The organism is Ponticoccus litoralis, assembly GCF_039769985.1.
Lineage (GTDB): Bacteria > Pseudomonadota > Alphaproteobacteria > Rhodobacterales > Rhodobacteraceae > Ponticoccus > Ponticoccus litoralis.
Map to the genome: position 1 here is coordinate 1 of NZ_JBDNCH010000001.1, position 26,060 is coordinate 26,060.

The window sequence follows — 26,060 nt, forward strand, 5'->3', positions numbered from 1 at the left end:
TCCGGGTGATTGCGGAGCGCAAATTCCATGGATGGAATTTGGGCAAGATCGTCGACGATCTTGCCGCCGGGGGCGGCAGCCCTTGGTATAAATGGAAAGCCCCCTCGCAGGCTGCTGCGAGGGGGGCTTTGTCGTGAAGGCGAACCGGGGTCAGATGTCGAGGGTGTTGTCTTTCTCCCACCCGGAGAAGTGGTTCACGAAGGAGTTCCACTCCTGCCGCTTCATCTTGATGTAGGAGGTCGAGAACGCGTCGCCCATGGCGGTCTTCAGTTCGGGGTCAGCGTCATAGGCGCGGATGGCGTCGAGCATGTTGAGCGGCAGCATGGGCGCGCCGGTGACCTTGTGGCCCTCGGCATACATGTCGATGTCCCAGCGCTTGCCCGGATCGGCCTTCGAGCGGATGCCCGAGAGGCCGGCGGCGATGATCACCGCCTGCAGCAGGTAGGGGTTGGCGGCGCCGTCGGGCAGGCGCAGCTCGAAGCGGCCGGGGCCGGGCACGCGCACCATATGGGTGCGGTTGTTGCCGGTCCATGTCACCGAGTTGGGCGCCCATGTGGCGCCCGAGGTGGTGCGCGGCGCATTGATGCGCTTGTAGCTGTTCACCGTGGGGTTGGTGATCGCCGCCAGGGCGCTGGCGTGCTTCATGATGCCGCCGAGGAAGTGCTTGCCGCGCTCGGAGAGGCCCAGCTCGCCGGTCTGGCCCTCGCCCTTGCCGGCGAAGACGTTCTCCTTCGAGGCCTTGCCGGGCGCGTCCCAGACCGAGATATGGGCGTGGCAGCCGTTGCCGGTCAGTCCCTCGATGGGCTTGGGCATGAAGGTGGCGCGGAAGCCGTGCTTCTCGGCCACCGAGCGGGTCATGAACTTGAAGAAGGAATGCCTGTCGGCGGTCTTCAGGACGTCGTCGAAGTCCCAGTTCATCTCGAACTGGCCATTGGCGTCCTCGTGGTCGTTCTGGTAGGGGCCCCAGCCGAGATCGAGCATGTAGTCGCAGATCTCGCGGATCACGTCGTAGCGGCGCATGATGGCCTGCTGGTCGTAGCAGGGCTTCGCGGCGGTGTCGAAGGGGTCGGAGATCTCGTCGCCCTCGGGGGTGAGCAGGAAGAACTCGGCCTCGATGCCGGTCTTGACGTGCAGCCCCTCTTCGGCGGCCTCGTCGATCAGCCGGCGCAGCACGTTGCGCGGCGCCTGGGCGACGTCCTGGCCCTCCATCACGCAGTTGCTGGCGACCCGTGCGATCTCGGGCTGCCGGGGAAGCTGGATTACCGAAGACGGGTCCGGCACCGCCAGCATGTCGGGATGCGCGGGGGTCAGGTCGAGCCAGGTGGCGAAGCCCGCGAAGCCGGCGCCGTCCTTCTGCATGCCGGCGATGGCCTGCGCCGGGACCAGCTTGGCGCGCTGGCCGCCGAAGAGGTCGGTGTAGGAGATCATGAAGTACTTGACGCCCTTGTCCTTGGCGTAGGCGGCCGGGTCGATGGTCATTTCCGCTGTTTCCCTGTTGTCTTTTCGTTTGTTTTTCACAGAAACGGCGCGGCCCCGTCGAGAGGGCCGCGCCGCAAGAGCTCTGGTCAGTAGCCGGTGCCGGGCTTGCCGGGGTACCAGTCGCTGCCGGCGAGGGGGATCTTGGCCATGGCCGCCGCCTCCAGCGTCAGGGCACAGAGGTCCTCGGGTTCGAGGTTGTGCAGGTGGCTCTTGCCACAGGCCCGCGCGATGGTCTGGGCCTCCAGCGTCATCACCTTGAGGTAGTTGTTGAGCCGCCGCCCGCCCTCGACCGGATCGAAGCGCGCCATCAGGTCCGGGTCCTGCGTGGTGATGCCCGCCGGGTCGCGGCCCTCCTGCCAGTCGTCATAGGCGCCCGCGGTGGTGCCCAGCTTCTGGTACTCGGCCTCCCACTTCGGATCGTTGTCGCCAAGCGCGATCAGCGCCGCCGTGCCGATGGCCACCGCATCGGCGCCAAGCGCCATGCATTTGGCCACATCGGCGCCGGTGCGGACCCCGCCCGAGACCACCAGCTGCACCTCGCGGTGCATGCCCAGGTCCTGCAGCGCCCGCACGGATCTCGCGGATGCAGGCGAGGATCGGCTGGCCGACGTGCTCGATGAAGACGTCCTGCGTGGCCGCGGTGCCGCCCTGCATGCCGTCCAGCACCACCACATCCGCGCCCGCCTTGACCGCCAGCGTGGTGTCGAAGTAGGGCCGCGCCCCGCCGATCTTGATGTAGATCGGCACGCGCCAGCCGGTGATCTCGCGCAGCTCGAGGATCTTGATCTCCAGGTCGTCCGGCCCGGTCCAGTCCGGGTGACGGCAGGCCGAACGCTGGTCGATGCCCTTGGGCAGGTTGCGCATCTCGGCCACGCGGTCAGAGATCTTCTGCCCCGAGGAGCATGCCGCCGCCGCCGGGCTTGGCGCCCCGGCCCACGACGATCTCGATGGCATCGGCGCGGCGCAGGTCGTCGGGGTTCATGCCGTAGCGCGAGGGCAGGTACTGGTAGACCAGCCGCTGCGAATGGCCGCGCTCTTCCGGGGTCATGCCGCCGTCGCCGGTGGTGGTCGAGGTGCCCGCCAGCGTGGCGCCGCGCCCCAGCGCCTCTTTCGCCGGACCGGAGAGCGCGCCGAAGGACATGCCCGCGATGGTGATCGGAATATCCAGCTGGATCGGGTTCTTGGCAAAGCGCGTGCCCAGCGTCACCGAGGTGTCGCAGCGCTCGCGGTAGCCTTCCAGCGGATAGCGCGAGATCGAGGCGCCGAGGAACAGCAGGTCGTCGAAGTGCGGCACCTTGCGCTTGGCGCCGCCGCCGCGGATGTCGTAGATGCCGGTCGCCGCGGCCCGCCGGATCTCGGCGTTGATCGACTGCGAGAAGGTCGCCGACTGGATCGGCGTGGTGCGCGGCGCGTGTCTTGTATCGTCTTTCATCTGGCGGGCCCCTCAGTAGGCGTTGTCAGGCTTGAAGTTGTACAGCTGGCGGGCCGAGCCGTAGCGCTTGAACTCTTCGGGCTTGGCGTCGCAGCCGCCGCGCTCCAGCAGCTCGGCCAGCAGCGTCAGGTGCTCGGGCCGCATCTCCTTCTCGATGCAGTCGGCGCCCAGCGATTTCACCGAGCCGCGCACGAAGAGCCGCGCCTCGTAAAGCGAGATCCCCCAGCGCCTCGCCGGCATCGCCGCAGACCACCAGGTTGCCGGACTGCGCCATGAAGGCCGACATATGGCCGATGTTGCCGTGCACGATGATGTCGATGCCCTTCATCGAGATGCCGCAGCGCGAGCTGGCATTGCCCTTGATGACCAGCGTGCCGCCGCGCCCGGTGGCGCCGGCGTACTGGCTGGCGTCACCCTCGACGATGACGGTGCCCGACATCATGTTCTCGGCCACGCCCGGCCCGGCAGAGCCGTGCACATGCACCGTGGCCTGCTTGTTCATGCCGGCGCAGTAATAGCCGGTGGAGCCCTTGACCGAGACCTCGATGGGCGCGTCGAGGCCCACGGCAATGGCATGGCTGCCGCGCGGATTGACGACTTCCCAGTGCGGTCTGGTTGGTGCTTCCGGCCTGCGCGTGCAGCGTTTCGTTCAGCGAGCGCAGCCCTTCTACCGCAAGGTCAAATGTCTGCATGTCTCAGTGCTTCCAGAAGTAGACGGTTGCGGGTTCGGGTTCCCAGACGCGGGCATCCTCGATGCCCGGCAGGTTCACCAGCGCGCGGTATTCGCTGCCGAAGGCAACGTATTGATCGGTCTCGGCCATGACGGCGGGCTTGCAGGCGATCGGGTCGCGCACCACGCCAAAGCCGTCCTCGGTCCCCACCACGAAGGTGAAGAAGCCGTCGAGATCCTGCAGCGCGCCTTCCAGGGCCTCGCCCAGCGTCGCGCCCTGCTGCATCTTCCAGGTCAGGTAGGCGGCGCCGACCTCGGTGTCGTTCTGGGTCTCGATATGGACCCCGTCGCGGCGCAGCTTGCGGCGCAGCGAGTTGTGGTTCGACAGCGAGCCATTGTGCACAAGGCACTGGTCGGGGCCGGTGTTGAAGGGATGCGCACCCATGGTGGTCACGGCGGATTCGGTCGCCATGCGGGTATGGCCGATGCCATGGCTGCCCTGCATCTTCGAGACCTCGAAGCGCGCCGCCACGTCCTTGGGCAGGCCGACTTCCTTGTAGATCTCCAGCGTCTCGCCCGAGGACATGACGCGCACGCCCGGCGCCACATCCGCCAGCGCCTTGCGCGCCTCGGCGAGCTTGTCGGCGGGCAGGTCGAGCACCGCGTGGCTGTCCTTGCGGGTCAGGCCGACCCCGGCGCCGATCGCCGCGCCCAGCTTTTCGGCGAGATCGCCGAAGGCCGCGTCACCCTCGTCCGACTGCACCGTCAGCTTCGACCGGCCCTCGGCGGTATTGCCGTAGATGGCGATCCCGGCGCTGTCCGGGCCGCGATCGGTCATGGTGATCAACATGTCCGTCAACAGGGCGCCAAGCTGCGGCTCCAGCGCCTTGTCCTTCAGAAAGAGTCCGACAATCCCGCACATTCGCGTTTGCTCCACTTCTTGATTCTGCCCGCGGGCACCTGACGAAAGGCTAGCACCCGATCCCTGATCCCGCAACTGATATGAAAAAAGTTTTCCTCACAGTCAATCAAGCCTGCCAAATCGCCCAAAAACCCGCCGGTTTCCTCAGCAAACATGAGAAATCGACAAACCGCGCCCCCCGCCCTGTGGCCCGCATGACACCGGCCCGCCACCTCTGCGCGGCACGGGGCAGGCGGGTGTTCCGGCGCGAGGAACGTCCGGCGCGAACTGCGGCGGGCAGTGCCCGGATGCATCGAGCGCATAGAGATCACCGGCCCCGGGGCATGGATCCCGGTGAATGCGGGCCTGCGCGTCTTTCGGTTGCCATGCATCGGCTCCTGCCTGATGATGACGCCTGGCATTGGTAAAAAGTCGTTTCAAAGCCACCCGAAAGGGCGGCCATGACCCCATGGCGCGGCAGTCAGGGGGGCCGCGCGCCGCAGCGCATATAAAGCGGCAGCCCAGGCGGGAGTTTTCCCGTTAGGAAAAAAATCTGAACGAAAGTATTGATTTTTGCGGCGACTCGGGTCTGAATGCTTGCCAAACTAACACGAATGGGAGGCGCGTTATGGCGATCATCTACAGAACTTCGGCGCTTGCTCCGCGCCACGCGGAACTTGGCGCAGAGCTTGAGGACTGGAACGGCATGGGCACCGCGTGGTTCTACGACCACACGGACGAGCGGGCCGTGGCAGACTATGAAGCCGTGCGCACCAAGGCCGGGCTGATGGATGTCTCGGGTCTGAAGAAGATCCACCTGACCGGCCCGCATGCGGCCGCCGTGATCGATCGCGCCACGACGCGCAATGTCGACAAGCTGATGCCGGGCCGCGCGGTCTATGCCTGCATGCTGAACGACGACGGCAAGTTCATCGACGACTGCGTGATCTACCGCATCTCGGTCAACCACTGGATGGTCGTGCATGGCACCGGCACCGGCAATGAATCGATTGCCCTGGCGGCCCATGGCAAGAACGTCGCGGTGATCTTCGACGACGACCTGCACGACATGTCGCTGCAGGGCCCGACCGCCGTCGACTTCCTTGCCAAGCACGTGCCGGGCATCCGCGATCTGGCCTATTTCGGCATCGTTCAGACCAAGCTGTTCGGCTACCCGGTGATGATCTCGCGCACCGGCTACACCGGCGAACGCGGCTACGAGATCTTCTGCGAGGCGCGCCACGCCATCGCGCTGTGGGACAGCATCCTGAAGGATGGCACCGACGAGGGCATCCGCCCGGTGCAGTTCTCGACGCTCGACCTGCTGCGGACCGAAAGCTACCTGCTGTTCTATCCCGGCGACAACTCGGAAACCTATCCGTTCAAGGACGAGCCCTGCGGCGACACCCTGTGGGAACTGGGGCTGGAGTTCACCGTTTCGCCGGGCAAGACCGGCTTCCGCGGCGCCGAAAACCACTATGCCGCCGAGGGCAAGGAGCGCTTCAAGATCTACGGCGTCATGCTGGATGGCACGACGCCCGCCGACATGGGCGCACCGATTCTGAAGGACGGCGAGACCGTGGGCGTCGTGACCTACGGCATGTACTCCAAGCTCAACGGCTACAATGTCGGCATCGCCCGGATGCCGGTGGACTGCGCCGTGCCGGGGACCAAGCTGACCGTGCGCAACGAGGACGGCACCGAAATCGCCTGCACCGCCGAGGAAATGCCCTTCTACGACAAGGACAAGTCGATCCGCACCGCAAAGGGCTGATCGTTGGCAGGGGCGTCCTTCACGGGGCGCCCCTTTCCATATCCATGGTCCGGCCCCCCGAGGGGCAGTCGCAGCAGCAAGATGGAGCAGCCACCGCGATGTCAAAGTTCCAGTTTCCAGAAAGCATCCAGAGCCGCCCGGTCTACGGCACCCTCACGCCGCGCCCGGGCAAGGGCCACCTGATGATCGCCGACGCCGAGGGCGCCGAGGCGCTTCTCGATCTCGCCGCGCAGGACGCCGGCCTGATGACCCAAGCCCACGTGATCTATATCCCCAAGGGCACCGATTTCGCGGACCGCCTGCGTGCGCTGAACCCCGCGCAGTTCCACGAGGGGCCCAGCTACGAGGCCTCGGTCCCGCGCATCCGCCGGGTGCTGTCGGACGCGCATATGGGGCTGCAGGTCTACCTTGCCGGAACCGAGGGACTGATGGGGCAGGCCATGAACGAGGCCACCGCCGCAGGCATCCCGCATACCGCCATCCAGACCGAACACCGCGGCTCTGTCGCGCGTCGGATGCAATGCGTGCATTGCAAGGGCATCACCGAGGACGTCATGACCGATCCCTTCACCTGTTCCCACTGCGGGTTGAACCTGTTCGTGCGCGACCACTACTCGCGCCGCATCGCCGCCTTTCAGGGCGTCTGCATCGACGCCGAAGACCCGGGCAATGTCCCCGCAGCGGTGAGGCTGTACTCATGAGCGCCGCGCCCCAGAAAGCCCGCGCCGGTGCCGAGCGCATTGCCGTCACCGTCTCTGCGGTGGTGCCGCTGAACGAGCTTGTGACACGGTTCGAGTTCACCCGCGCCGACGGCAAAGCCTTCCCGCCCTTCTCCGCGGGTGCACATACCGTCATCGAGATGAAGGACGGCGACCGTACCCGCCTGAATCCCTATTCGCTGATGTCCGACCCCGCCGATCCCACGACCTACGCGATCTCGGTGCGCCGCGACGACGCGGGTCGGGGCGGGTCGCTGTTCATGCACCGGAACGTCAAGGTCGGCGATACGATGACGCTGAGCTACCCGGTCAACCTGTTCGCGCTGGACATGCGGGCGCGCAAGCACGTCTTTCTGGCGGGCGGCATCGGCATCACACCCTTCATGGCGATGATCGCGCAGCTCGACCGCATGGGCGGGCAGTGGGAACTGCATTACGCCACCCGCAGCGCCGCGCTGGCCTCTTACGCCGAGGAGCTGACCGCCCGCTACCCGGCGCGCGTGCATGTCTATTACGACGATCAGGGGCAGGCGCTGCCGCTGGCGGATCTTCTCGACGGTCAACCGCTGGGCACCCATGTCTATGTCTGCGGCCCGGCGGGCATGATCGACTGGGTCCACAGCACCGCCACCGCCCATGGCTGGCCCGAAGAGGCCGTGCACTCCGAGGAATTCCTCGCGCCGCAGCCCGGCAAGCCCTTCGAGGTGCGGCTCTGCCGCTCGAACATCACCATCCAGGTGGGCGAACACGAAAGCCTGCTGGAAGCGATGGAGCGTTGCGGCGTCGACGCGCCCTTCCTCTGCCGGGGCGGGGCCTGCGGCCAATGCGAAACCGACGTGATCGAGGCGGACGGCGAATTTGTCCACCGCGACCACTGGCTGGAGGAGGAAGACCACGCCTCCGGCAAGAAGATCATGCCCTGCGTCAGCCGCTTCGTCGGCAAGACGCTGGTTCTGGACCGGTAAGGAGCAGCGACATGACGATCCAGTTCAACGAAGAGACCTTCCGCGACGACTATTCTTTCCGCAATTCCGCCTGGGCGATCAAGCGTTTCCCCTTCCCGTTCCACGAGGACAGCTACATGTACTCGGTCAACATGGAGCAGCACCAGGGCGGGCCCGAGGGCTCGATCTACGAGAAACGTTTCGACGTCGACGAGCACTACCTGTCCGAGATGCAGGACCGCGCGCTGGTGCTGGCCGAGGACCCGCTGCGCTGCCAGTCGCTGCCGCATATGACGCTGGCCGGCTGGGATACGCTCGAACTGATCATGGTGTCGAAGTCCGAGGACTACCCCGACCTCTTCGAGCTGCACCGCGACGGCGACCGCTGGCGCTGGGTCAACAAGCCCATGGGCATCGACCACAGCTTTACCTTCCTCGACGAGACCACGCTGCCCTGTGGTCCGCTGGAATACATCACCCGCCAGACACAGGGCGATTTCGCCGTGCTCGACCAGCGCGACGAGATGCTGTGGATGGACGCGGGCATGGTGACGACGCAGGCCGACTGGAGCCTCGATTTCGACATCGGCATGAACTTCTTCGAGTGGCACGCCCCGGTGCCGCTGGCGCATGAGATGGGCATCTTCAAGCGCGCCCTGAAGTTCCTGCTGAACGTCCAGCAGGGTGCCCCTGCGCGGCGGCTGAACTGGACCATGACGGTGAACCCGCGTCTGGATACCAGCCCCGAGAACTACCACAAATGGGGCATCCAGAAGACCACGCTGACGCCCGAGAACATCGGCGCCAAGCAGCACCTGCGGGTCGAGTTGCAGACCTTCTTCCGGCTGCCGCGCTCGAACGCGCTGCTCTTCCCGATCCGCTGCTACCTGATCGCCTTTCAGGACGTGGTGACGGTGCCGAAATGGGGCCGCCGCCTGCACCGCGTCCTGAGCGACCTGCCCGACGAGCTGGCGACCTACAAGGGCTTCATCGACAACCGTCCGATGATGCTGGACTACCTGTCGCAATACGACGACGGCCTGCCCACCAGCCCCGGCATCTGGCCGGACGTGGACAGCGAGCCGCCGCTGCAACGCTGACATCCCTACGGGGCCCGGAAACTTCCAAAGTTTCCGGGCCGGTTTCTTTCGAAGAAACCGGCGCCCCTCAGGTGCGTTGCGGGTAGCAGATGATCGAAAGGTAACGGATCGGGAAGCGGATCAGCTCTTCCGGTCCATGCGGCGCGTCGGCGTCGAAGAACAGCGTGTCGCCCGGCTCCAGCCGGTAGGTTTCCGTGCCATGGCGGTAGCCGACACAGCCCTCCAGCATGTAGATCGTCTCGATCCCGTCGTGCTGGAAGGTCTTGAAGGTGTCGGATTCGTTGTTCAGCACGATCAGGTAGGGCTCTACGATCACGCCGCTGGAATTGGCGCCGATATGGCCCAGCAGATTGTACTGATGCCCGGCGCGGGTGCCCGCCCGCTCGATCTCGACCCCTTCGCCCGCCTTGGTGTGCACCGCCTCGCGCCGTTCCTCGAAGCCCTTGAAAAAGGCCGTCATCGGCACCGACAGGGCATTCGCAAGGGTCTGCAGCGTGGTCAGAGAGGGCGAGGTATTGCCGTTCTCGATCTTCGACAGCATCCCGATCGACAGATTGGTCAGGGCAGACAGCTCTGCCACGGTGATGTTCTGCTTCTTCCGGTAGGCGCGGACTTCACGTACCGATGGCGACTTCTAGAACCTTCTCGCGTTCCTCGCGAATGCTGTGGGGATCCTGGATGAGCTTGGTCATGGCCTTGGGGGTGTCAATTTTCATGCCTGCATATCCCTCGATGAAATCACTGTATAGGCTAACGTCCACGCTTCTTACTTTTAGCGGAATTTCACTGCATTGCAAAAAAGTTTTCCTGTGGTTAAAAAAATTGGTCTGATTGGTTCTATTGGCCCGAAGCCCGAAGAGCCTGAACCGCCCTCTATACCGAATTCGCGACGTCTCCGGCGGGCCTAGGCGGATCGTACCGGCGCAATCGGCCAGAGAAGGCTTCCGCGGAATTGCCTTTGGCGGCGCCTCGCCGACGGGCGGAGGTTTCTTGCTCATGCATCCGAAAGGCGGGCTTGACCCTTGGTCTTGAAGGAAGACCTCGCGCCGCAGGCAGCAGCCCGCTGACGATCCCGGTGTGGGTCGATGCGCAGTCAGGGGCTTGGCGGCCACGGTGCAAGAGCGCCGCCTGCGGCCCCGCAGAGACGGGCCAGGACAACAGGTTGCGCCCCGCTTCCATTGGTTCGAAGTGGTTCAGATCGCAGCGCGCGAGGCCGCGAGCCGTTGATTCCCTGAAATAATTTTTCTCGTGAAATGAGCGAAATCCGCCGCCGCAGGCGGCAGAATCGCGGTCCCGGATCGCTGTTCCCGCCGATTCCCGCGATGACAGGCCGACCGATCCGCCGGACAGCGCGGCGGGATTCTGTCCCTGCGCGCATCAGCGGGGGCAGGGGCCGGGTCGCGATCCTGCGCGGATCGGCCCAGAGCACGACGCCCCCGACACAGGCGTGTCGGGGGCGTCGCGGATGCAAGGGAACCCGGCGCGCTTACGGTCTCGCGCCCCGGGTGCCGGATCAGGCGTTCTGGAGGTAGGCCGCCATGCTGTCGTCCAGCGCGTCCTTCCACGGCGTGTGGTGCACCGGGGCCATGGTTCCGGTCATCACCGACTTGTAGCGGTTGTTGCGGAAGCCCATGATGTCCTCGGCCTTGTGCTTCTTCCACTGGAAGAAGGCCTCGCAGGCGCCGTCGATGTCGAAGCTGGGATAGTCGGTCTCGGCCACCAGCTCCTGGATGTAATCGGCCTGGTAGCGGATCGCGTATTTCACGTCGTCGTCCACTTCCTCACGCGCTTCGCGCTCCTTCACATCGGCCAGCATCTGCTCCTTGCTGACGCCCGAAAGGTCGATCTTGCCCATGATCGCGTCGCGCACCCACCAGGCCTGCGCGTCGAACATGTTGAAGGTGAACCACTGGTCCTGCATGCCGAGGTAGAAGAGCTTGGGGTTGTTGGCGAAGACCACGCCCTTGTAGAGATCCGCCGTCGCCAGGCGGTTGGCCGTCTTCAGGCGCAGGTCGTCGGGCAGGAAGTTGAAGAAGTGCTTGTAGCCGGTGCACAGGATGATCGCCTGCACGTCCTTGGTGGTGCCGTCCGAGAAGTAGACGGTGTTCCCGCTGACCTTCTCCATCGCCGGCTTCTCTTCCCAGTTGTCGGGCCATTTGAAGCCCATGGGCGCCGAGCGGTAGCACGAGGTGATCGACTTGGCGCCGTATTTCCAGCACTGCGAGCCGATGTCCTCGGCAGAGTAGGACGAGCCGACGACAAGGATGTCCTTGCCCGAGAACTCGCGGGCGTCGCGGAAGTCATGCGCGTGCACGAGGCGGTCGTTGAACGATTCGAAGCCTTCGTAATAGGGCACGTTCGGCGTCGAGAAGTGGCCGGATGCGCAGATCACGTGGTCGAAGTCTTCCGAGTAGACGTGGTCCTTGGTGTGATCGTGCACCGTGACCGTGAACTGGCCGGTGGCCTCGTCGAAGCTGACCCAGCGCACCGCGGTATTGAAGCGGATCAGGTCGCGGACCCCGGCCTTCTGCACGCGGCCTTCGATGTAGTCGAACAGCACGGCGCGCGGCGGGTAAGAGGCGATCTGCTTGCCGAAATGCTCTTCGAAAGAGTAATCGGCGAATTCCGAGCCCTCTTTCGGGCCGTTGGACCACAGGTAGCGGTACATCGAGCAGTGAACAGGTTCGCCGTTCTCATCCAGCCCCGTGCGCCAGGTGTAGTTCCACAACCCGCCCCAGTTGTCCTGCTTTTCGAAGCAGACGATGTCGGGGATTTCCTCGCCCTTTGCCGCCGCCGACTGGAACGCGCGAAGTTGGGCAAGGCCGGACGGTCCCGCCCCGATGATGGCAACCCGTTTCTTGGTCATTTCTGTCTCCCATGCTGAAGAGGACTTTATTGGTACTTATTGGTTGCACCAAATGTCACCCCTGTGCCGCCGTTCTGTCAAATACTTTTTTCACGGAGGCAAACAAATTTACCCTCGGGTGAATATTAGCCGTCTTGTAAAAAGGCACTCGAATGGTAGAGATTGGTATGCTGGGATCAAGTTTCGCACAGACCATCGCCGTAACCTCGCTGTTTCCCAATGATCGCGTCGGGATGACAGAGCCGGTCAATGTCGGCTTTCTGGCCCCCCTGAGCGGCCCGGTCAGCTCGTGGGGTCTTCCGGGCCTTTACGGCTGCGAGCTTTGGGCCGAGTGGCTGAACAGGGCAGGGGGCATCCTGATCGGAGGCCGCCGCTATCCGCTGCGGATCATCCCCTTCGACTGCGGTTACGATCCGCAGCGCGCGATGGAAGGCGCCCGGCATCTGGTGCTGACCGAAGGGGTCAGCCTGCTGATGATGCTGGGCGGCGACACCTTCACGCCGCTGCGATCCTTCCTCAACCAGAGGCGCGTGCTGACCTCGACCCTGTTGCCCAGCGACCTGTCGCCGGACACGCGCTACCTGATCGCGCCCTCCGAGGTGCACCCGGTCTTCAACGTCACCGCGGTCGACTGGCTGGCCGAGAACGAACCGCAGCGCCGCCGGATCGCCCTGTGCAGCCAGCGAGATGCGCTGGGGCTGCCGTCAACGGCCACCTATCGCGCTGCCTTCGAGGCGGCGGGACTGCCGGTGGTCAAGGACATCCTCTACGACCCGGAAGAGACCGACGTCGCCGCCATCGTCGACCCCATGCTGGCCCAGAAGCCGGACGTCCTGTGCTGGTGCACCAGCTACACGCCGATGGTGCACGCCATGACGGAATACGCCTATCAAGCCGGTTTCGACGGGCGCATCCTGTCCTGCACCTTCGACAACTACCCGCGCTGCGTGGCGCGGACGTCGCGCGCCTTCATGGAGGGCACGCTGTTCCAGTTCCCCGATTTCGACGACCCCAAGCTGGCGCGCAAGGCGTTCTTCTTCAACCGTCCCAAGGAGTTCTACCGGGAATACAACGCCCGCTACCCCGAGACCTGGAGCGCGGTCAGCTGGGAGTATGTGGCGATTCTCGAAATCTGGCACGCGGCGGTGGAAAAGGTCGCCTCGGTCTCGCCGGTTTCGGTCCTGACCACCATGAAGCAGATGGAGCCGGTGACCCATGCCTTCGGCCCCGCGCGCTGGTGGGGCGAGCAGGTCTTCGGCATCGACAATGCGCTGATCGGCGACTGGCCGGTGGTGCGCCTGGTGGACGGCAAGGCGCAGATCGCCGAGTTCCGGTCGGTCCCGGACTGGCTGAAGCGGCACGAGACCTTGCTGCGCAGGCACCTGCAGTCGATGGGGCAGCTGTGGCAGCAGCGCGCAGAGGCCGGCACCGTGCAGACCACCGGCCTTCTGACCCGCGAAGCCGGAGACTGACAGGCCCCGCGCGCTGCGCCTTGACGGATGGGGCCGCCGCCGACCAGCGGCCTGCGGTCACCGCTGCGCAAGAGGCCGGGCGGGGCGGGCAACCCGGTCATCGCAGGCGGCGCCCCGTGTCAGGCGGCCCGGGGGTTTAACGCTCGTGCAGGAACAGCATCTGCTCTTCGACCAGATGCAGCTTGGTGATCTCGACCGCCGCCTCGACGTCCCGCGTGGCAATCGCGTTGAACAGCGAGTTGAACCGCGCCTGATAGGCCTGAATGCGTCCGGGCGTCAGGTGCTTGCGCATCAGCGCGGTGCGGAAGCTCTGACGGCAGACCTCGATGGTCAGCTCGTAGCAGGCTTCGAGCAGGGGGTTGCGCGTGGCCCGCGCGATCGACCGGTAGAACTCTTCCTCACCCCTGATGAACTCGTTGAGGTCAGTGCGCACCGCCTCTATCCGGACCACCACCCGGGCCAGTTCCTCAAGATCCTTGGGCGTCATGTTCATCACCGCAAGGCGGGTCATCTCGGGCTCGATGATCGAACGCACGATCAGGTGGTCCAGCGGGCTTGTCCGCTCTCCGATGGAGCCCTGCTGCGGGGCCTCGGACCGGTGGGAATGGTAGGTGACAAAGCTGCCGCTGCCCTGCCGCCGCCGGACCATGTCACGGCTTTCGAGCACATCCAGCGCCTCGCGCACGGTGTTGCGCGACACCCCCAGCTCCGAGGCCAGCGCCCGCTCGCTCGGCAGGCGGGAATCCGGCGGATACTCCCCGGACTGGATGCGGACAAGCAGCCGGTCCACCACGATGCGGACCGTTTCCCCGATACTGCTCGGGGCGGCAGAGGCGTTGAGTCTGGTCTGGTTCATCTGTGTTTCCGTCACGGCGATCCCGGCGCGTCTTGCGCCCCGTGGCAGGACGTCCAACCTTGTATTACGCGACAAGCGGCGCTGGATACAAGAAGGCCCCGGCGCGATGCCGGGGCCTGCCAATAGGCTTTGCGGTCAGCTGCGCGCCAGCCCGTCGGGCGTTCTGGCTGCCGCCGGGGCATCGTGGGGCCGCCCGGTCGAACCCGCACCCGGCACGCTGTCCGCATGGGTGTGGACGTCCGGTTCGAGATCCCAGTACAGCTTGTCCAGACCGTCGACCTGGTCGGCATCGTCCACACGCAGTCCGACGGTGGCCTTCAGGATCACCGACAGGACCAGAGCGGTGACAACGCCGGTCCCGACGCAGGTCACGATCCCGGCAAGCTGCATCAGCAGGGAAATCTCGCCGTGCTGGAAGGCATAGGCGCCTTCCTCGATGCCCAGGTACCCGCCGCGCGGGGTGCCCGCCTTGAAGATGCCAAGGAAGATCAGGCCCAGCGTGCCCGACCCAAGGAACAGCGGGAACAGCTTGTGCTCATCGATGCCGCGCTTCAGCGTGAACTCGTAGACCGCGTAGGCGGCAAGCGGCGCAACGAGGCCCAGCAGCAGCGCCTGCCACGGCAGGTAGACGTCGAAGCCCGAGGCCCCGGCCACGTAGCCCGCAAGCGGCCCGAGCAGGGTATAGGCATAGTTCTTCGAGGCATAGGCAAGGATCAGTCCGGTGACCGCGCCGCCGGCCCAGACCAGTGCATAGTTGTTCAGCGCAACGCCGACGCTGGTTTCGGCCATGGTCACGCTGAACGCCATGGCTTCGGGATCGAAGAAGAACAGGCAGGACAGGATCACCGGCGGCAGACCCGCGAAAATCATCAGCAGGCCCGGTGCGCAAAGGCCGATGCTGGGCGCCAGATAGGCCGACACGCGCGGATGCGGCTCCATCATGCCGGGGCGCTTGCCAAGCATGGGGGTGAAGACCAGCAGCATGCCCGCCGGGAACATGTAGACGAAACCCACGCCGAAGAAGTCATGAAAGCCCAGGTTGGTCAGCGGCCCGACCGACCCCCATGTGACAAGGCTGAGCGCCGAAGAGACGACGGCGGCAACCACGCAGGTGATGTAATAGGCCGCGGGCTTCATGCGCTCGGCAACCGAGAAATGCAGCAGGACGTTGATGATCCCCGCAAAGACCGCCAGGAAGAAGACGAAGATCTGGAAGGTGTTCAGGCCGGGAAAGATCGCCGGATCGACCCGGTGCGCAAGGCTGTTGGTCATGGCTCCGCCGATCCACCAGTCCTTGATGGAATCCATCAGCGTGCCTTCGACCATGATATAGTACTGCGCGGCCCAGAAGCCGAAACCGATCACGTAGTAGGTGGTGAAGCCCAGGAAGAAGCCCAGGGTCTTTTCGATGGTCGAGTTGAACAGGTTCTTCCGCCGGGTGGTGCCCGCGTCGATCAACAGCAGGCCGATCACGACGAAGATGGCGCCCACGGTCCCAGACGCGTACAGCAGGTTCTGCACGAGCTGGTTGAGCGTCACCTGTTCGGCATAGATAGTGCTAATATCCAGTGACATTAAGTCATCCCTCTTGGTTCTGGTTCTTCTGGGGACACGTGCCGACGCGAAGGCGGGCCAGGGGTCCTGCAAAAGACCATTGTTGGTGTATATTGGACCAATTTGGACCGCTTAGGCCTGTTCGGTCGCGGGTATGATGCAGGAAGAAGGCTTGTGGACCAAAGAGTTTTCTTCATGAGGGGAAATTTTTTTGCCGCGCGGGCATGGTTTTGAACAATTTTCGAACGCGCGGGACAGGGAGTTGTCGGATTTTAGATCTTGTTTTTCAGCGCCTTGCTTTCCATGCCCCCTAAGATGGAGATCCCATTGCGTTGCTTCGACACGCGTCGCGTCAGGCTGTCTGACAAGGCCGTGTATGGGCCGATGGTTCCCGGTCTGGTCCGTTCAAATAGACCAATAGGCGCGAATCTCGGGCCCGAAACCGGCGTGAACCGCTGGGCCAGCGGGCGGGGCATCAGGGCAAACGGCCCCAGCTTAACCATTCAGGAAGGCAGTCCGGTCCCGCCGGTCCTGCGCGTCAAAAGCGCTGCGGCGGGCGCTGGCTCTACACCTTGCCCCGGCTCGGCTCGCACTTGTGCATCAAAACCCATCCCATATCCGCGTGCCCGCAGATCGTCCTGCGAGGAGAGTGACATTTCTGAGTTGCTCATGGGGGAGATCGTCGCCTTGGGGCGACACAGGTGACTCCGGTAATCCGTCTTATGTAATGTATGGCACAGAGCGCTCCTTCGCTGCGCCCTCGATAAACGGCAGCGATCCGCAGGTGCCGCCGCGGCCAGGTCCGTTCAATCCCGCTCCGACGTGACTTAACTGCACGTAGCCGCCTCTCACAGGTCGCAAGAGACCGCTCTTCGTTTGCCATGTGAAGGACAGGCCCCTCATGACGATGACTGAAGCTCCTGATGAGCGGCGCGGCGGCTTTGGCGGGCCATGATCCGATTCCCGCAAACGTCCGGATTGCGGCTAGAGTTGACCCGATGGAATCCCTGGCTGGCAAAGGAGCGGAAAGGCATGAAGGCATGCATCACCAGGCAGGCCGAAGACGGCATCCTGTCGGCCTGATCCGCCGCAAGGCGCGGTTCAGGGAGGCGACCTTCTTCAATTGGAAGAAGACCTACGCTGGATTGATGCCATCCGAGATGAAGCGTCTGCGTCTGCTCGAGCTGGTGAGCCTGCGGCTGGAGAGGAACGTCGCCGGCCTCGCATTGGGCAAGGAGAGGCTGAGCGAGTGAACGCCACCGGGCCGAGAGGGCCCGCGAACGGACGTCACTAAGCGTAAGCACCGAGGCCTGCCCGAAGAGGACACTGGTCGACGGGATGCGGGCCGTTTCGCAGCTGTCGATCCGCCTGAACAGCCAAAGCTTCATGAGCCCTGAAGATGCCGCCGAAAAGCCAGTCGCTTGATGGTTTCCACGCTGTGGCTGACGGCGTGGGGGCACGCGTTGAGGGCGGGTTGCCCCGGCCTGGCAGTTTTTTTTCGGGAATTTTTTGGATTTTGGATGCAAGAACGCCCCGGCTGATGGGATCAGTCGGGGCGTTCTGGTGTTTTTTGTATAGAGAGATTTGGTTTTTACTAGGTTTGGCGGCGACCTACTCTCCCACGTCTTGAGACGCAGTACCATCGGCGCGGAGGCACTTAACGGTACGGGTTCGGAATGGATCCGGGTGTTTTGCTCTCGCTATGACCACCAAACCAAGGAAAAACCAAAATGCTGCGCATTTTGCTTTTGCTTGGTTTGGTGAGCGGGTGACAGGGTATCTTGCACAGCAAGACGGCCCGAGAACCCGCACCCTAGCAAGCTGGGCGCTGATACGCAGCACAATCAACATCGTCGTCCAGGTCATGTACACGTTCTGTGTATGCTTGTTTTCCGTAACAGGTTTGATGCGCTACCGCTTTGCTACTTGAGCGCGGAGGCGTATCCAACCTTGCTGTTACTGGATCAAATCAAGCCTATCGGACCATTAGTACCGGTCAACTGAATGCATTGCTGCACTTACATCTCCGGCCTATCGACGTGGTGGTCTTCCACGGTCCTCAGGGATACCTTGTTTTGAGGGGGCTTCCCGCTTAGATGCCTTCAGCGGTTATCCTGTCCGTTCATAGCTACCCAGCACTGCCGTTGGCACGACAACTGGTCCACCAGTGGAACGTTCACCCCGGTCCTCTCGTACTAGGGGCAACTCCTCTCAAGTATCCTACACCCACGGCAGATAGGGACCGAACTGTCTCACGACGTTCTAAACCCAGCTCACGTACCTCTTTAAACGGCGAACAGCCGTACCCTTGGGACCTGCTCCAGCCCCAGGATGAGATGAGCCGACATCGAGGTGCCAAACACTGCCGTCGATATGGACTCTTGGGCAGTATCAGCCTGTTATCCCCGGCGTACCTTTTATCCGTTGAGCGATGGCCCTCCCACTTGGGACCACCGGATCACTATGGCCGACTTTCGTCTCTGCTCGACTTGTCAGTCTTGCAGTCAGGCTGGCTTCTGCCATTGCACTCAACGAGCGATTTCCGACCGCTCTGAGCCAACCTTCGCGCGCCTCCGTTACGCTTTAGGAGGCGACCGCCCCAGTCAAACTACCCACCACGCAGGGTCCCGGATCCGGATGACGGACCGCGGTTAGACATCAAGCAGAACAAGGGTGGTATCTCAAGGATGACTCCACCGCGACTGGCGTCACGGTTTCAAAGTCTACCACCTATCCTGCACATGTTGTGCCTGATGCCAGTGCGAAGCTGTAGTGAAGGTGCACGGGGTCTTTCCGTCTAACCGCGGGAAGCCTGCATCTTGACAGGCAATTCAATTTCGCTGAGTCGATGTTGGAGACAGCGGGGAAGTCGTTACGCCATTCGTGCAGGTCGGAACTTACCCGACAAGGAATTTCGCTACCTTAGGACCGTTATAGTTACGACCGCCGTTTACCTGGGCTTCAATTCAGAGCTTGCACCCCTCCTTTTAACCTTCAGGCACCGGGCAGGCGTCAGACCCTATACGTCGTCTTGCGACTTCGCAGAGCCCTGTGTTTTTAATAAACAGTCGCCACCCCCTGGTTTGTGCCCCCGGCACTCTTGTACCGGGCCTCCTTCTCGCGAACTTACGGAGGTATTTTGCCGAGTTCCTTCAACATCGTTCTCTCAAGCGCCTTGGTATTCTCTACCAGTCCACCTGTGTCGGTTTGGGGTACGGTCTTACAGTGGGGCTATTTCCAGGGACCGTCTTGAACATGCACCAATCCGATAAGGTACATGCGTCGCCACGATCCGTCACCACCACACGGCCCAGGAATATTAACCTGGTTCCCATCGACTACGCCTTTCGGCCTCGCCTTAGGGGCCGGCTTACCCTGCTCAGATTAGCTTTAAGCAGGAACCCTTGGACTTTCGGCGAGAGTGTCTCTCACACTCTTTGTCGCTACTCATGTCATCATTCTCGCTAGTGATCTCTCCACCGGATGGCTCACGCCCCGGCTTCACAGAAAGCACATGATCTTGCGCTACCGCCTAGCGGCTACTTGAGCGCGGTTTCCCGCGATCAACCAACCTAAGCGATAGTAAAGATCAGTGCTATGTCACACTACGCTCCGCTACCATGCCTTACGGCATCCTAAGCTTCGGCTCATGGCTTGAGCCCCGTTACATCTTCGCCGCAGGACAACTTGATTAGACCAGTGAGCTGTTACGCTATCTTTAAAGGATGGCTGCTTCTAAGCCAACCTCCTGGTTGTTTTGGTCGTCCCACCTGCTTTCCCACTTAGCCATGAATTGGGGGCCTTAGCTGTAGGTCAGGGTTGTTTCCCTCTCCACTACGGACGTTAGCATCCGCAGTGTGTCTGCCATCTAGTACTCCCGGGTATTCGGAGTTTGGTTAGGATCAGTAAGCCTGTGGGGCCCCATTACCCATCCAGTGCTCTACCCCCCGGGGTATTCGGATGACGCTCTACCTAAATAGATTTCGCGGAGAACCAGCTATCTCCGAGTTTGATTGGCCTTTCACCCCTAGGCACAACTCATCCCGACCTTTTTCAACAGGTGTGGGTTCGGACCTCCAGTTAGTGTTACCTAACCTTCATCCTGGTCATGCCTAGATCACTCGGTTTCGGGTCTGATCCATCTAACTCATCGCCCTATTAAGACTCGCTTTCGCTGCGCCTACACCTATCGGCTTAAGCTTGCTAGATAGACCAAGTCGATGACCCATTATACAAAAGGTACGCCGTCACAAGACTGGACACTAATGATAATCATCTGATTGGAACCGACACCCTGAACTGCACCGTTTCGATGCCCGGGTTGTCATCGTAGATCCCTGCGTTCGACCGGTGGTCGTAGCTGAGGCCGAGCCGCCATCCCTGGCGCGTCTCGTATCCCAGTTCGACACCCGAGCGGAACTCGAGAGGTCCACCCAGATCGAAGCCGCCATTGTCGAAGTATATCCCCGGCATGGCATGCAGTTCGCCGTAGAAGCCGCTCTTGCCGAAGGGAAACGTATAGGTCTGGCCGAAGCCAACCCATGTCTCCCCCGCTTCGCCAACCGAAAGACCGACTGCGCTTCCGAAGGGACCCATCTTGTGGCCCAGATCGTAGCGCAGGTAGACTTCGGAGGCGGGCTGAGCGCGCCGTTCCAGAACCTGGCCGGCCGAGAAGGCCACCCGGGGGTCGTTGCCGACTTGCCCAGGCATCCAGCCTCGGTGCCACAGTGGTTCACCCCCATATCGGTCAGACCGAGCAGGAGCAGTGCCACTGCGAAGGTTCCGTCTGCCATGATCGTATCTCCTTGTTACAGGAGGCGGTCATGACCCAGATTGTCATTAGAGTCCAGTCAAGCTCCGACTGATTGTAGGCGTTCGGTTTCAGGTACTGTTTCACTCCCCTCGTCGGGGTGCTTTTCACCTTTCCCTCACGGTACTGGTTCACTATCGGTCAGCAAGGAGTACTTAGCCTTCGAAGGTGGTCCTCCGATCTTCAGACAGGATTTCACGTGTCCCGCCCTACTTAATACGTCCCATTGAGCTTCTCATACGGGGCTGTCACCCGCTATGGCTAACCTTTCCAGGTTATTCTGATCACTCTCAAGGCTCGGCTGGTCCCCGTTCGCTCGCCGCTACTAGGGGAGTATCAATTGATGTCCTTTCCTCCGGGTACTTAGATGTTTCAGTTCCCCGGGTTTGCTCTTCAAACCCTATGTATTCAGGTAAGAAGTACCTGGTTCAGCAAGATATAAGCTACCGAAGTAATTATATCGAACTGTCAGGTGGGTTGCCCCATTCGGAGATTCATGGATCAAAGCCTATTCTCGGCTCCCCATGACTTATCGCAGAGTATCACGTCCTTCATCGCCTCTTGCTGCCAAGGCATTCACCAAACGCCCTTCTCGCGCTTGATTTGATCCAGTAAGAGCAAGGTTTTAGATGGTCCCGAAGGACCAAATGGAGGATCGCTTTAGGATCGTTCCTCCGCCCCGCTGGTTCACAGGGCCTTGCGTTGAGCGACACGGTCGGCAGACCGCCCCGCTCTCTTACCGGACAAAGCATACTTTCCCGCCCTCGCCTTCCGGCGAGGACTGTCACCTGGTTAAGGTGACTTTGGTTAGTGTACTTGACTTGGACAACGATTGCTCTTTTCAGAAGGGATATCCCGCGACGGCCGGCTAGACCACCTTGGAACCTTCACCGTGGTCCTTTCCGCGTCACGCCTTGCGGCGATCCCCGGTCAGGGGTGAACCAACTGAGATTGCCGAACACTTACGGCAATCAAGCAACGTTGATTGTTTCTCTCTATACGATGTCATTGAGTTTGTCCCAGCGCCTTGCGGCTGCTTGAGGACGAAGTCTCGTCCGATTGGACGGGGAAGCATTCGCAAATGCTTGCCGATCTAATCGGAGAACTATGCTGGTCCGGTTTTCGCTGAATGGTGCCCTCTCGTGAGCTTTGCTTCGCAAAGCCACTGTCGGGACCACTTTCCTGCGGAAAGTGGTGGGTCGAGGAGGACTTGAACCTCCGACCTCACGCTTATCAGGCGTGCGCTCTAACCACCTGAGCTACCGACCCATTCTTTCGGGCCCTGCTTGATGGTGGAGCCTAGGAGGATCGAACTCCTGACCTCCTGAATGCAAATCAGGCGCTCTCCCAGCTGAGCTAAGGCCCCGTGCTTTGGAACCCCACACGGCGATCCGTGCGGAACCTAGCGTTCTGAAGAGATATGAGGACGGCGATGGCCCGGTGTGATCGGCTTTGATTGCCGATCTTCTGCTAAGTGCATCATGATCAAGGCGAACCTTGATGCTAGAAGCATCCTTAGAAAGGAGGTGATCCAGCCGCAGGTTCCCCTACGGCTACCTTGTTACGACTTCACCCCAGTCGCTGATCCTACCGTGGTCCGCTGCCTCCCGAAGGTTAGCGCACGGTACCGTCAGGTAGAACCAACTCCCATGGTGTGACGGGCGGTGTGTACAAGGCCCGGGAACGTATTCACCGCGTCATGCTGTTACGCGATTACTAGCGATTCCGACTTCATGCCGTCGAGTTGCAGACGACAATCCGAACTGAGATATCTTTTGGGGATTAACCCATTGTAGATACCATTGTAGCACGTGTGTAGCCCAACCCGTAAGGGCCATGAGGACTTGACGTCATCCACACCTTCCTCCCGCTTATCACGGGCAGTTTCTCCAGAGTGCCCAGCCGAACTGCTGGCAACTGAAGATGTGGGTTGCGCTCGTTGCCGGACTTAACCGAACATCTCACGACACGAGCTGACGACAGCCATGCAGCACCTGTCACTGCGTCCCCGAAGGGAACCATCCATCTCTGGATGTAGCACAGGATGTCAAGGGTTGGTAAGGTTCTGCGCGTTGCTTCGAATTAAACCACATGCTCCACCGCTTGTGCGGGCCCCCGTCAATTCCTTTGAGTTTTAATCTTGCGACCGTACTCCCCAGGCGGAATGCTTAATCCGTTAGGTGTGTCACCGAATTGCATGCAACCCGACGACTGGCATTCATCGTTTACGGTGTGGACTACCAGGGTATCTAATCCTGTTTGCTCCCCACACTTTCGCACCTCAGCGTCAGTATCGAGCCAGTGAGCCGCCTTCGCCACTGGTGTTCCTCCGAATATCTACGAATTTCACCTCTACACTCGGAATTCCACTCACCTCTCTCGAACTCAAGACCAACAGTTTTGGAGGCAGTTCCGGGGTTGAGCCCCGGGATTTCACCCCCAACTTGCTGGTCCGCCTACGTGCGCTTTACGCCCAGTAATTCCGAACAACGCTAACCCCCTCCGTATTACCGCGGCTGCTGGCACGGAGTTAGCCGGGGTTTCTTTACCAGATACTGTCATTATCATCTCTGGCGAAAGTGCTTTACGACCCTAAGGCCTTCATCACACACGCGGCATGGCTAGATCAGGCTTGCGCCCATTGTCTAAGATTCCTCACTGCTGCCTCCCGTAGGAGTCTGGGCCGTGTCTCAGTCCCAGTGTGGCTGATCATCCTCTAAAACCAGCTATAGATCGTAGGCTTGGTAGGCCATTACCCCACCAACTACCTAATCTAACGCGGGCTAATCCTTCTCCGATAAATCTTTCCCCCGAAGGGCGTATGCGGTATTACCCTCAGTTTCCCGAGACTATTCCGCAGAGAAGGGCATATTCCCACGTGTTACTCACCCGTCCGCCGCTCACCCGAAGGCGCGCTCGACTTGCATGTGTTAGGCCTGCCGCCAGCGTTCGTTCTGAGCCAGGATCAAACTCTCAAGTTGAAAGCATCTTGCGATGCTATCCTTGACGTTCGAACCTCTGCACATCTCCAATACTCACCGGTGCTTTGGGGGCATCCGGCTATATCCACCCGGCTAAGGAAGGATACGTATTGGAAGTCATCTGTTTGATTGTGCTTCAGGTTTCATCAGAAACCGAAAGCCGCTCAAACAGTGAAGCTGACACCACATCATCTAGCTGAAGCCTAGTGGCGCGACATACAGACAGTTGATCCATCGATTTGGACCAAAGCCGCCCGCATATCTCTTCAGATATTAGCGATGTCAAATAGCGTAGAAACAAATACCGAACCGGTGCGCCCTAACTTCTTCGGCGCGCCCGCCCGTCATGCCTCTGATTTCTGCCGCCGCGCTTCCCTTTCCGGACCCCTCGTTGGCGCCCCGTCCGTTCCGTCTGGCGTCCCGTCGTGCGCCTCAGCGCCGCCGGTGAAGGGGGTTCTACAGTTAGCTTCCCGGACCCGCAAGCGGTTTTTTCAAAAAAATGGCAGATAACTCCCCGGGCCCGTCGGAGGCCGATTTCGGCTGGGTCAGCGGCCATCTCTACAGCCTCCGGCACACGTGGCGCGGTTCAGCCATATGTGGCCTATAAGAAGGCCGCCGCGTGAAACGGCTCCGGCGTCCCTGGCAGGCCCGCGCCTTCGGTCAGGCATCGCCACCAGCGAAGTGCAGACCGGCCCGGCGGCGGTGGTGTGCCGGAGGGCGCGGGACGGCGGATCGATGCAACCGCCCCGCAGTGCCCGTGGAAACCGGCGCCCCGCGCGGCGTTCCCACAGATACAGAAAAGGGTCGCCCCGGATCCCGGGGCGACCACGTCAAAGTCAGGGATCAGTCGAAGCTCTGCAAGATCCCGCGCCCGACGAGATTGATGTCGTCGGGATTGATCAGGTCCGGGCCGGTCCAGCCGGACAGATCGTATTCGCCCATGCACCGGGACACGAAGCCCTGCATATTGGCGAGGTCGCCGTTGGCCGTGGCGTGCAGCAGCGTCTCGATGCGGATGTTCTCGTAGTTGCCGGCATAGTTGCGTTCGTAAAGCTCATGCCGCCCGCCGAACTCGGTGCCAATGGCATCCCAGAGCAGCTTCAGAAGCTTGACCCGGTCGATGGCCGCATAGCCGTTCGAGCCGCGCACGAAGCGGTCGAGATAGGGCCGGATCGCGTCGCTTTCGAAATCGGCGGCAGAGGAGGGCAGATAGATCAGCCCAGAGGCGACATGGCGCTCGATCAGCTCCTTGATCCGGCCATAGGCCATGGGCGCGAAGACCCGGTAGGCGAGGCCGGCGTTGGCGTTGGGCAGGTTGAAGCCCTCCGTGCCCTCCCACGGAACCGGGGATTTCACCATGGCGTCGGACAGGCTGTGGAACAGGTTGCGCCAGGCCAGCACCTCGCCGACCGCCGTTTGCACGCCGCGGAAATCCTTCGACCCGGTCGCGGCGACCGCCATCGAGAACAGGCCCGCGATGAAATCCAGCTTGACCGAGAGCCGCGTCAACCCGTGCAGGGTGAAGCGCGGCACAAAGCCGGAGGCCGGGAAGAACTGGTTGATCTTGTCGGTGTCGCCGTAGACGAAGATGTTCTCCCAGGGCACCAGCACCTTGTCGAAGACAAGAATCGAGTCGTTTTCGTCCATGCGGGACGACAGCGGGTAGTCGAACGGCGATCCGGTGGCGGCGGCATTGAACTCGTAAGACGACCGGGCGATCAGCTTGACCCCCTCGGCGTCCATCGGCGCGGTGAAGATCAGCGCGAATTCCTTGTCCTTCACCGGAATGCCGTAGTGGGCGATGAAGTTGTAATGCGTCAGCGCCGAGCCCGTCGCCACCACCTTGGCCCCCGAGACGATCAGACCGGCGTCGGTTTCCTTCTCGACATGCATGAAGACATCGCGGACCTCCTCGATCGCGCGGTCGCGGTCGATCGGCGGGTTGACGATCGCGTGGTTCCAGTAGTCCAGCCGGTTCTGGGTCTTGTTGTACCAGTTCACCGCGTTTCCGGCATATTCGCCGTAAAAGCCGCTGTTGGCGCCCAGCGTGCCGAGGAAGGCGGCCTTGTAGTCGGGCGACCGGCCCATCCAGCCGTAAGAGACCTTTTGCAGGTCGGCCACGGCGTCCCGGCTCTTGATCAGGTCCTCGCTGGTCTTCGAGCCCGGGAAGAACGGATGCGTGACATTGCCGGACCCGTTGTCCGCCTGCACACCGATCACGTCCTTGCGTTCGTGGAACCTGTCGTACCAGCGCGCCACCATGCGGGCGGAATTGCGAAAGGCCGGGTGCTTGGTCACGTCCTTCACGCGTTCGCCGTAGATATAGATCTCGCGGCTGTCCTGGATGCTTTCCGGGAACTCCTGTCCGGTGAAAGCCTCGGTCTTGGAACCGGGTGCGGCGTCTTTGGGCATGGTCGTTCTCCTCCGATGAAGCACCGGAACGGCCTGAATGGCGCCCGGCAAGATGGTCGTCATCCTGCGTCCCGCACCGCCCGTGCCGCT

The 26,060-nt window shown here is 62.0% G+C and carries 13 protein-coding genes, 2 tRNA genes, 3 rRNA genes and 3 pseudogenes; 7 read left to right on the plus strand and 14 right to left on the minus strand.

Annotated elements, in window-relative coordinates; genetic code table 11:
- Nucleotides 1-150: 150 nt before the first annotated feature.
- The 4 genes and pseudogenes from glnT to ABFB10_RS00020 all read right to left on the minus strand — a co-directional run bounded on the left by glnT (nucleotide 151) and on the right by ABFB10_RS00020 (nucleotide 4,503).
- Nucleotides 151-1,479: a type III glutamate--ammonia ligase gene (gene glnT, locus ABFB10_RS00005; RefSeq protein ID WP_347164808.1), complete on the minus strand. Its 1,329-nt coding sequence runs from the start codon at nucleotides 1,477-1,479 to the stop codon at nucleotides 151-153.
- 86 nt (nucleotides 1,480-1,565) lie between these two features.
- Nucleotides 1,566-2,911 (minus strand): annotated as a pseudogene (locus ABFB10_RS00010) (FMN-binding glutamate synthase family protein).
- A 12-nt stretch (nucleotides 2,912-2,923) separates the two neighbouring features.
- A pseudogene (locus ABFB10_RS00015) lies at nucleotides 2,924-3,603 on the minus strand (protein GlxC).
- 3 nt (nucleotides 3,604-3,606) lie between these two features.
- Entirely contained in the window at nucleotides 3,607-4,503 is an 897-nt protein-coding gene (locus ABFB10_RS00020) for a class II glutamine amidotransferase (RefSeq protein ID WP_347164809.1), read from the minus strand.
- A 607-nt stretch (nucleotides 4,504-5,110) separates the two neighbouring features.
- On the opposite strand from ABFB10_RS00020, the gene ABFB10_RS00025 reads away from it, so the two are divergent.
- The 4 genes from ABFB10_RS00025 (at nucleotide 5,111) to ABFB10_RS00040 (ending at nucleotide 9,019) form a co-directional block, all read left to right on the plus strand.
- Nucleotides 5,111-6,256: an aminomethyl transferase family protein gene (locus ABFB10_RS00025; protein WP_347164810.1), complete on the plus strand. Its 1,146-nt coding sequence runs from the start codon at nucleotides 5,111-5,113 to the stop codon at nucleotides 6,254-6,256.
- Between the two features lie 98 nt (nucleotides 6,257-6,354).
- Nucleotides 6,355-6,957, plus strand: a complete 603-nt coding sequence (gene dmmA / locus ABFB10_RS00030; RefSeq protein ID WP_347164811.1) for a dimethylamine monooxygenase subunit DmmA — start codon at nucleotides 6,355-6,357, stop codon at nucleotides 6,955-6,957.
- Nucleotides 6,954-7,940: a PDR/VanB family oxidoreductase gene (locus ABFB10_RS00035; protein WP_347164812.1), complete on the plus strand. Its 987-nt coding sequence runs from the start codon at nucleotides 6,954-6,956 to the stop codon at nucleotides 7,938-7,940. The genes dmmA and ABFB10_RS00035 overlap by 4 nt, the downstream gene beginning before the upstream one ends.
- Before the next feature lie 11 nt (nucleotides 7,941-7,951).
- The gene (locus tag ABFB10_RS00040) at nucleotides 7,952-9,019 is read left to right on the plus strand and encodes a heme-dependent oxidative N-demethylase family protein (protein WP_347164813.1); all 1,068 of its coding nucleotides are present in this window, start codon (nucleotides 7,952-7,954) and stop codon (nucleotides 9,017-9,019) included.
- A gap of 67 nt (nucleotides 9,020-9,086) precedes the next feature.
- Here the strand turns inward: ABFB10_RS00040 and ABFB10_RS00045 are convergent.
- Both ABFB10_RS00045 and ABFB10_RS00050 read right to left on the minus strand, forming a co-directional pair.
- Nucleotides 9,087-9,735: pseudogene (locus ABFB10_RS00045) on the minus strand (helix-turn-helix domain-containing protein).
- Nucleotides 9,736-10,532: 797 nt separating this feature from the next.
- Nucleotides 10,533-11,885 (minus strand): NAD(P)-binding domain-containing protein, encoded by a 1,353-nt coding sequence (locus ABFB10_RS00050; protein ID WP_347164814.1) that lies wholly within the window; start codon nucleotides 11,883-11,885, stop codon nucleotides 10,533-10,535.
- A 167-nt stretch (nucleotides 11,886-12,052) separates the two neighbouring features.
- On the opposite strand from ABFB10_RS00050, the gene ABFB10_RS00055 reads away from it, so the two are divergent.
- The gene (locus ABFB10_RS00055) at nucleotides 12,053-13,357 is read left to right on the plus strand and encodes an ABC transporter substrate-binding protein (RefSeq protein ID WP_347164946.1); all 1,305 of its coding nucleotides are present in this window, start codon (nucleotides 12,053-12,055) and stop codon (nucleotides 13,355-13,357) included.
- 136 nt (nucleotides 13,358-13,493) lie between these two features.
- Here the strand turns inward: ABFB10_RS00055 and ABFB10_RS00060 are convergent, their stop codons facing one another.
- Entirely contained in the window at nucleotides 13,494-14,213 is a 720-nt protein-coding gene (locus ABFB10_RS00060; protein WP_206564348.1) for an FCD domain-containing protein, read from the minus strand.
- Between the two features lie 135 nt (nucleotides 14,214-14,348).
- Entirely contained in the window at nucleotides 14,349-15,788 is a 1,440-nt protein-coding gene (locus tag ABFB10_RS00065; RefSeq protein WP_347164815.1) for an ammonium transporter, read from the minus strand.
- A 902-nt stretch (nucleotides 15,789-16,690) separates the two neighbouring features.
- Here ABFB10_RS00065 and ABFB10_RS00070 point away from each other — a divergent pair.
- Entirely contained in the window at nucleotides 16,691-17,020 is a 330-nt protein-coding gene (locus tag ABFB10_RS00070) for a hypothetical protein (protein ID WP_430522970.1), read from the plus strand.
- A 345-nt stretch (nucleotides 17,021-17,365) separates the two neighbouring features.
- Here ABFB10_RS00070 and rrf read toward each other — a convergent pair.
- A 5S ribosomal RNA gene (gene rrf, locus ABFB10_RS00075) occupies nucleotides 17,366-17,481 on the minus strand.
- Here rrf and ABFB10_RS00080 point away from each other — a divergent pair.
- Nucleotides 17,470-17,697 (plus strand): hypothetical protein, encoded by a 228-nt coding sequence (locus tag ABFB10_RS00080; protein WP_347164816.1) that lies wholly within the window; start codon nucleotides 17,470-17,472, stop codon nucleotides 17,695-17,697. The genes rrf and ABFB10_RS00080 overlap by 12 nt on opposite strands.
- Nucleotides 17,698-17,732: 35 nt before the next feature.
- Here the strand turns inward: ABFB10_RS00080 and ABFB10_RS00085 are convergent.
- The 5 genes from ABFB10_RS00085 to ABFB10_RS00105 all read right to left on the minus strand — a co-directional run bounded on the left by ABFB10_RS00085 (nucleotide 17,733) and on the right by ABFB10_RS00105 (nucleotide 25,970).
- Nucleotides 17,733-21,181, minus strand: a 23S ribosomal RNA gene (locus tag ABFB10_RS00085).
- Between the two features lie 588 nt (nucleotides 21,182-21,769).
- Nucleotides 21,770-21,846 (minus strand) — tRNA-Ile (locus ABFB10_RS00090).
- A 21-nt stretch (nucleotides 21,847-21,867) separates the two neighbouring features.
- A tRNA-Ala gene (locus tag ABFB10_RS00095) sits at nucleotides 21,868-21,943 on the minus strand.
- A 153-nt stretch (nucleotides 21,944-22,096) separates the two neighbouring features.
- Nucleotides 22,097-23,558: ribosomal RNA gene (locus ABFB10_RS00100) — 16S ribosomal RNA — on the minus strand.
- Together the 16S, 23S and 5S rRNA genes with 2 tRNA genes alongside form the textbook arrangement of a ribosomal RNA operon.
- Nucleotides 23,559-24,401: 843 nt before the next feature.
- Complete coding sequence (locus tag ABFB10_RS00105) at nucleotides 24,402-25,970, minus strand: 4-hydroxyphenylacetate 3-hydroxylase N-terminal domain-containing protein (RefSeq protein WP_347164817.1); 1,569 nt, start codon at nucleotides 25,968-25,970, stop codon at nucleotides 24,402-24,404.
- Nucleotides 25,971-26,060 lie beyond the last annotated feature (90 nt).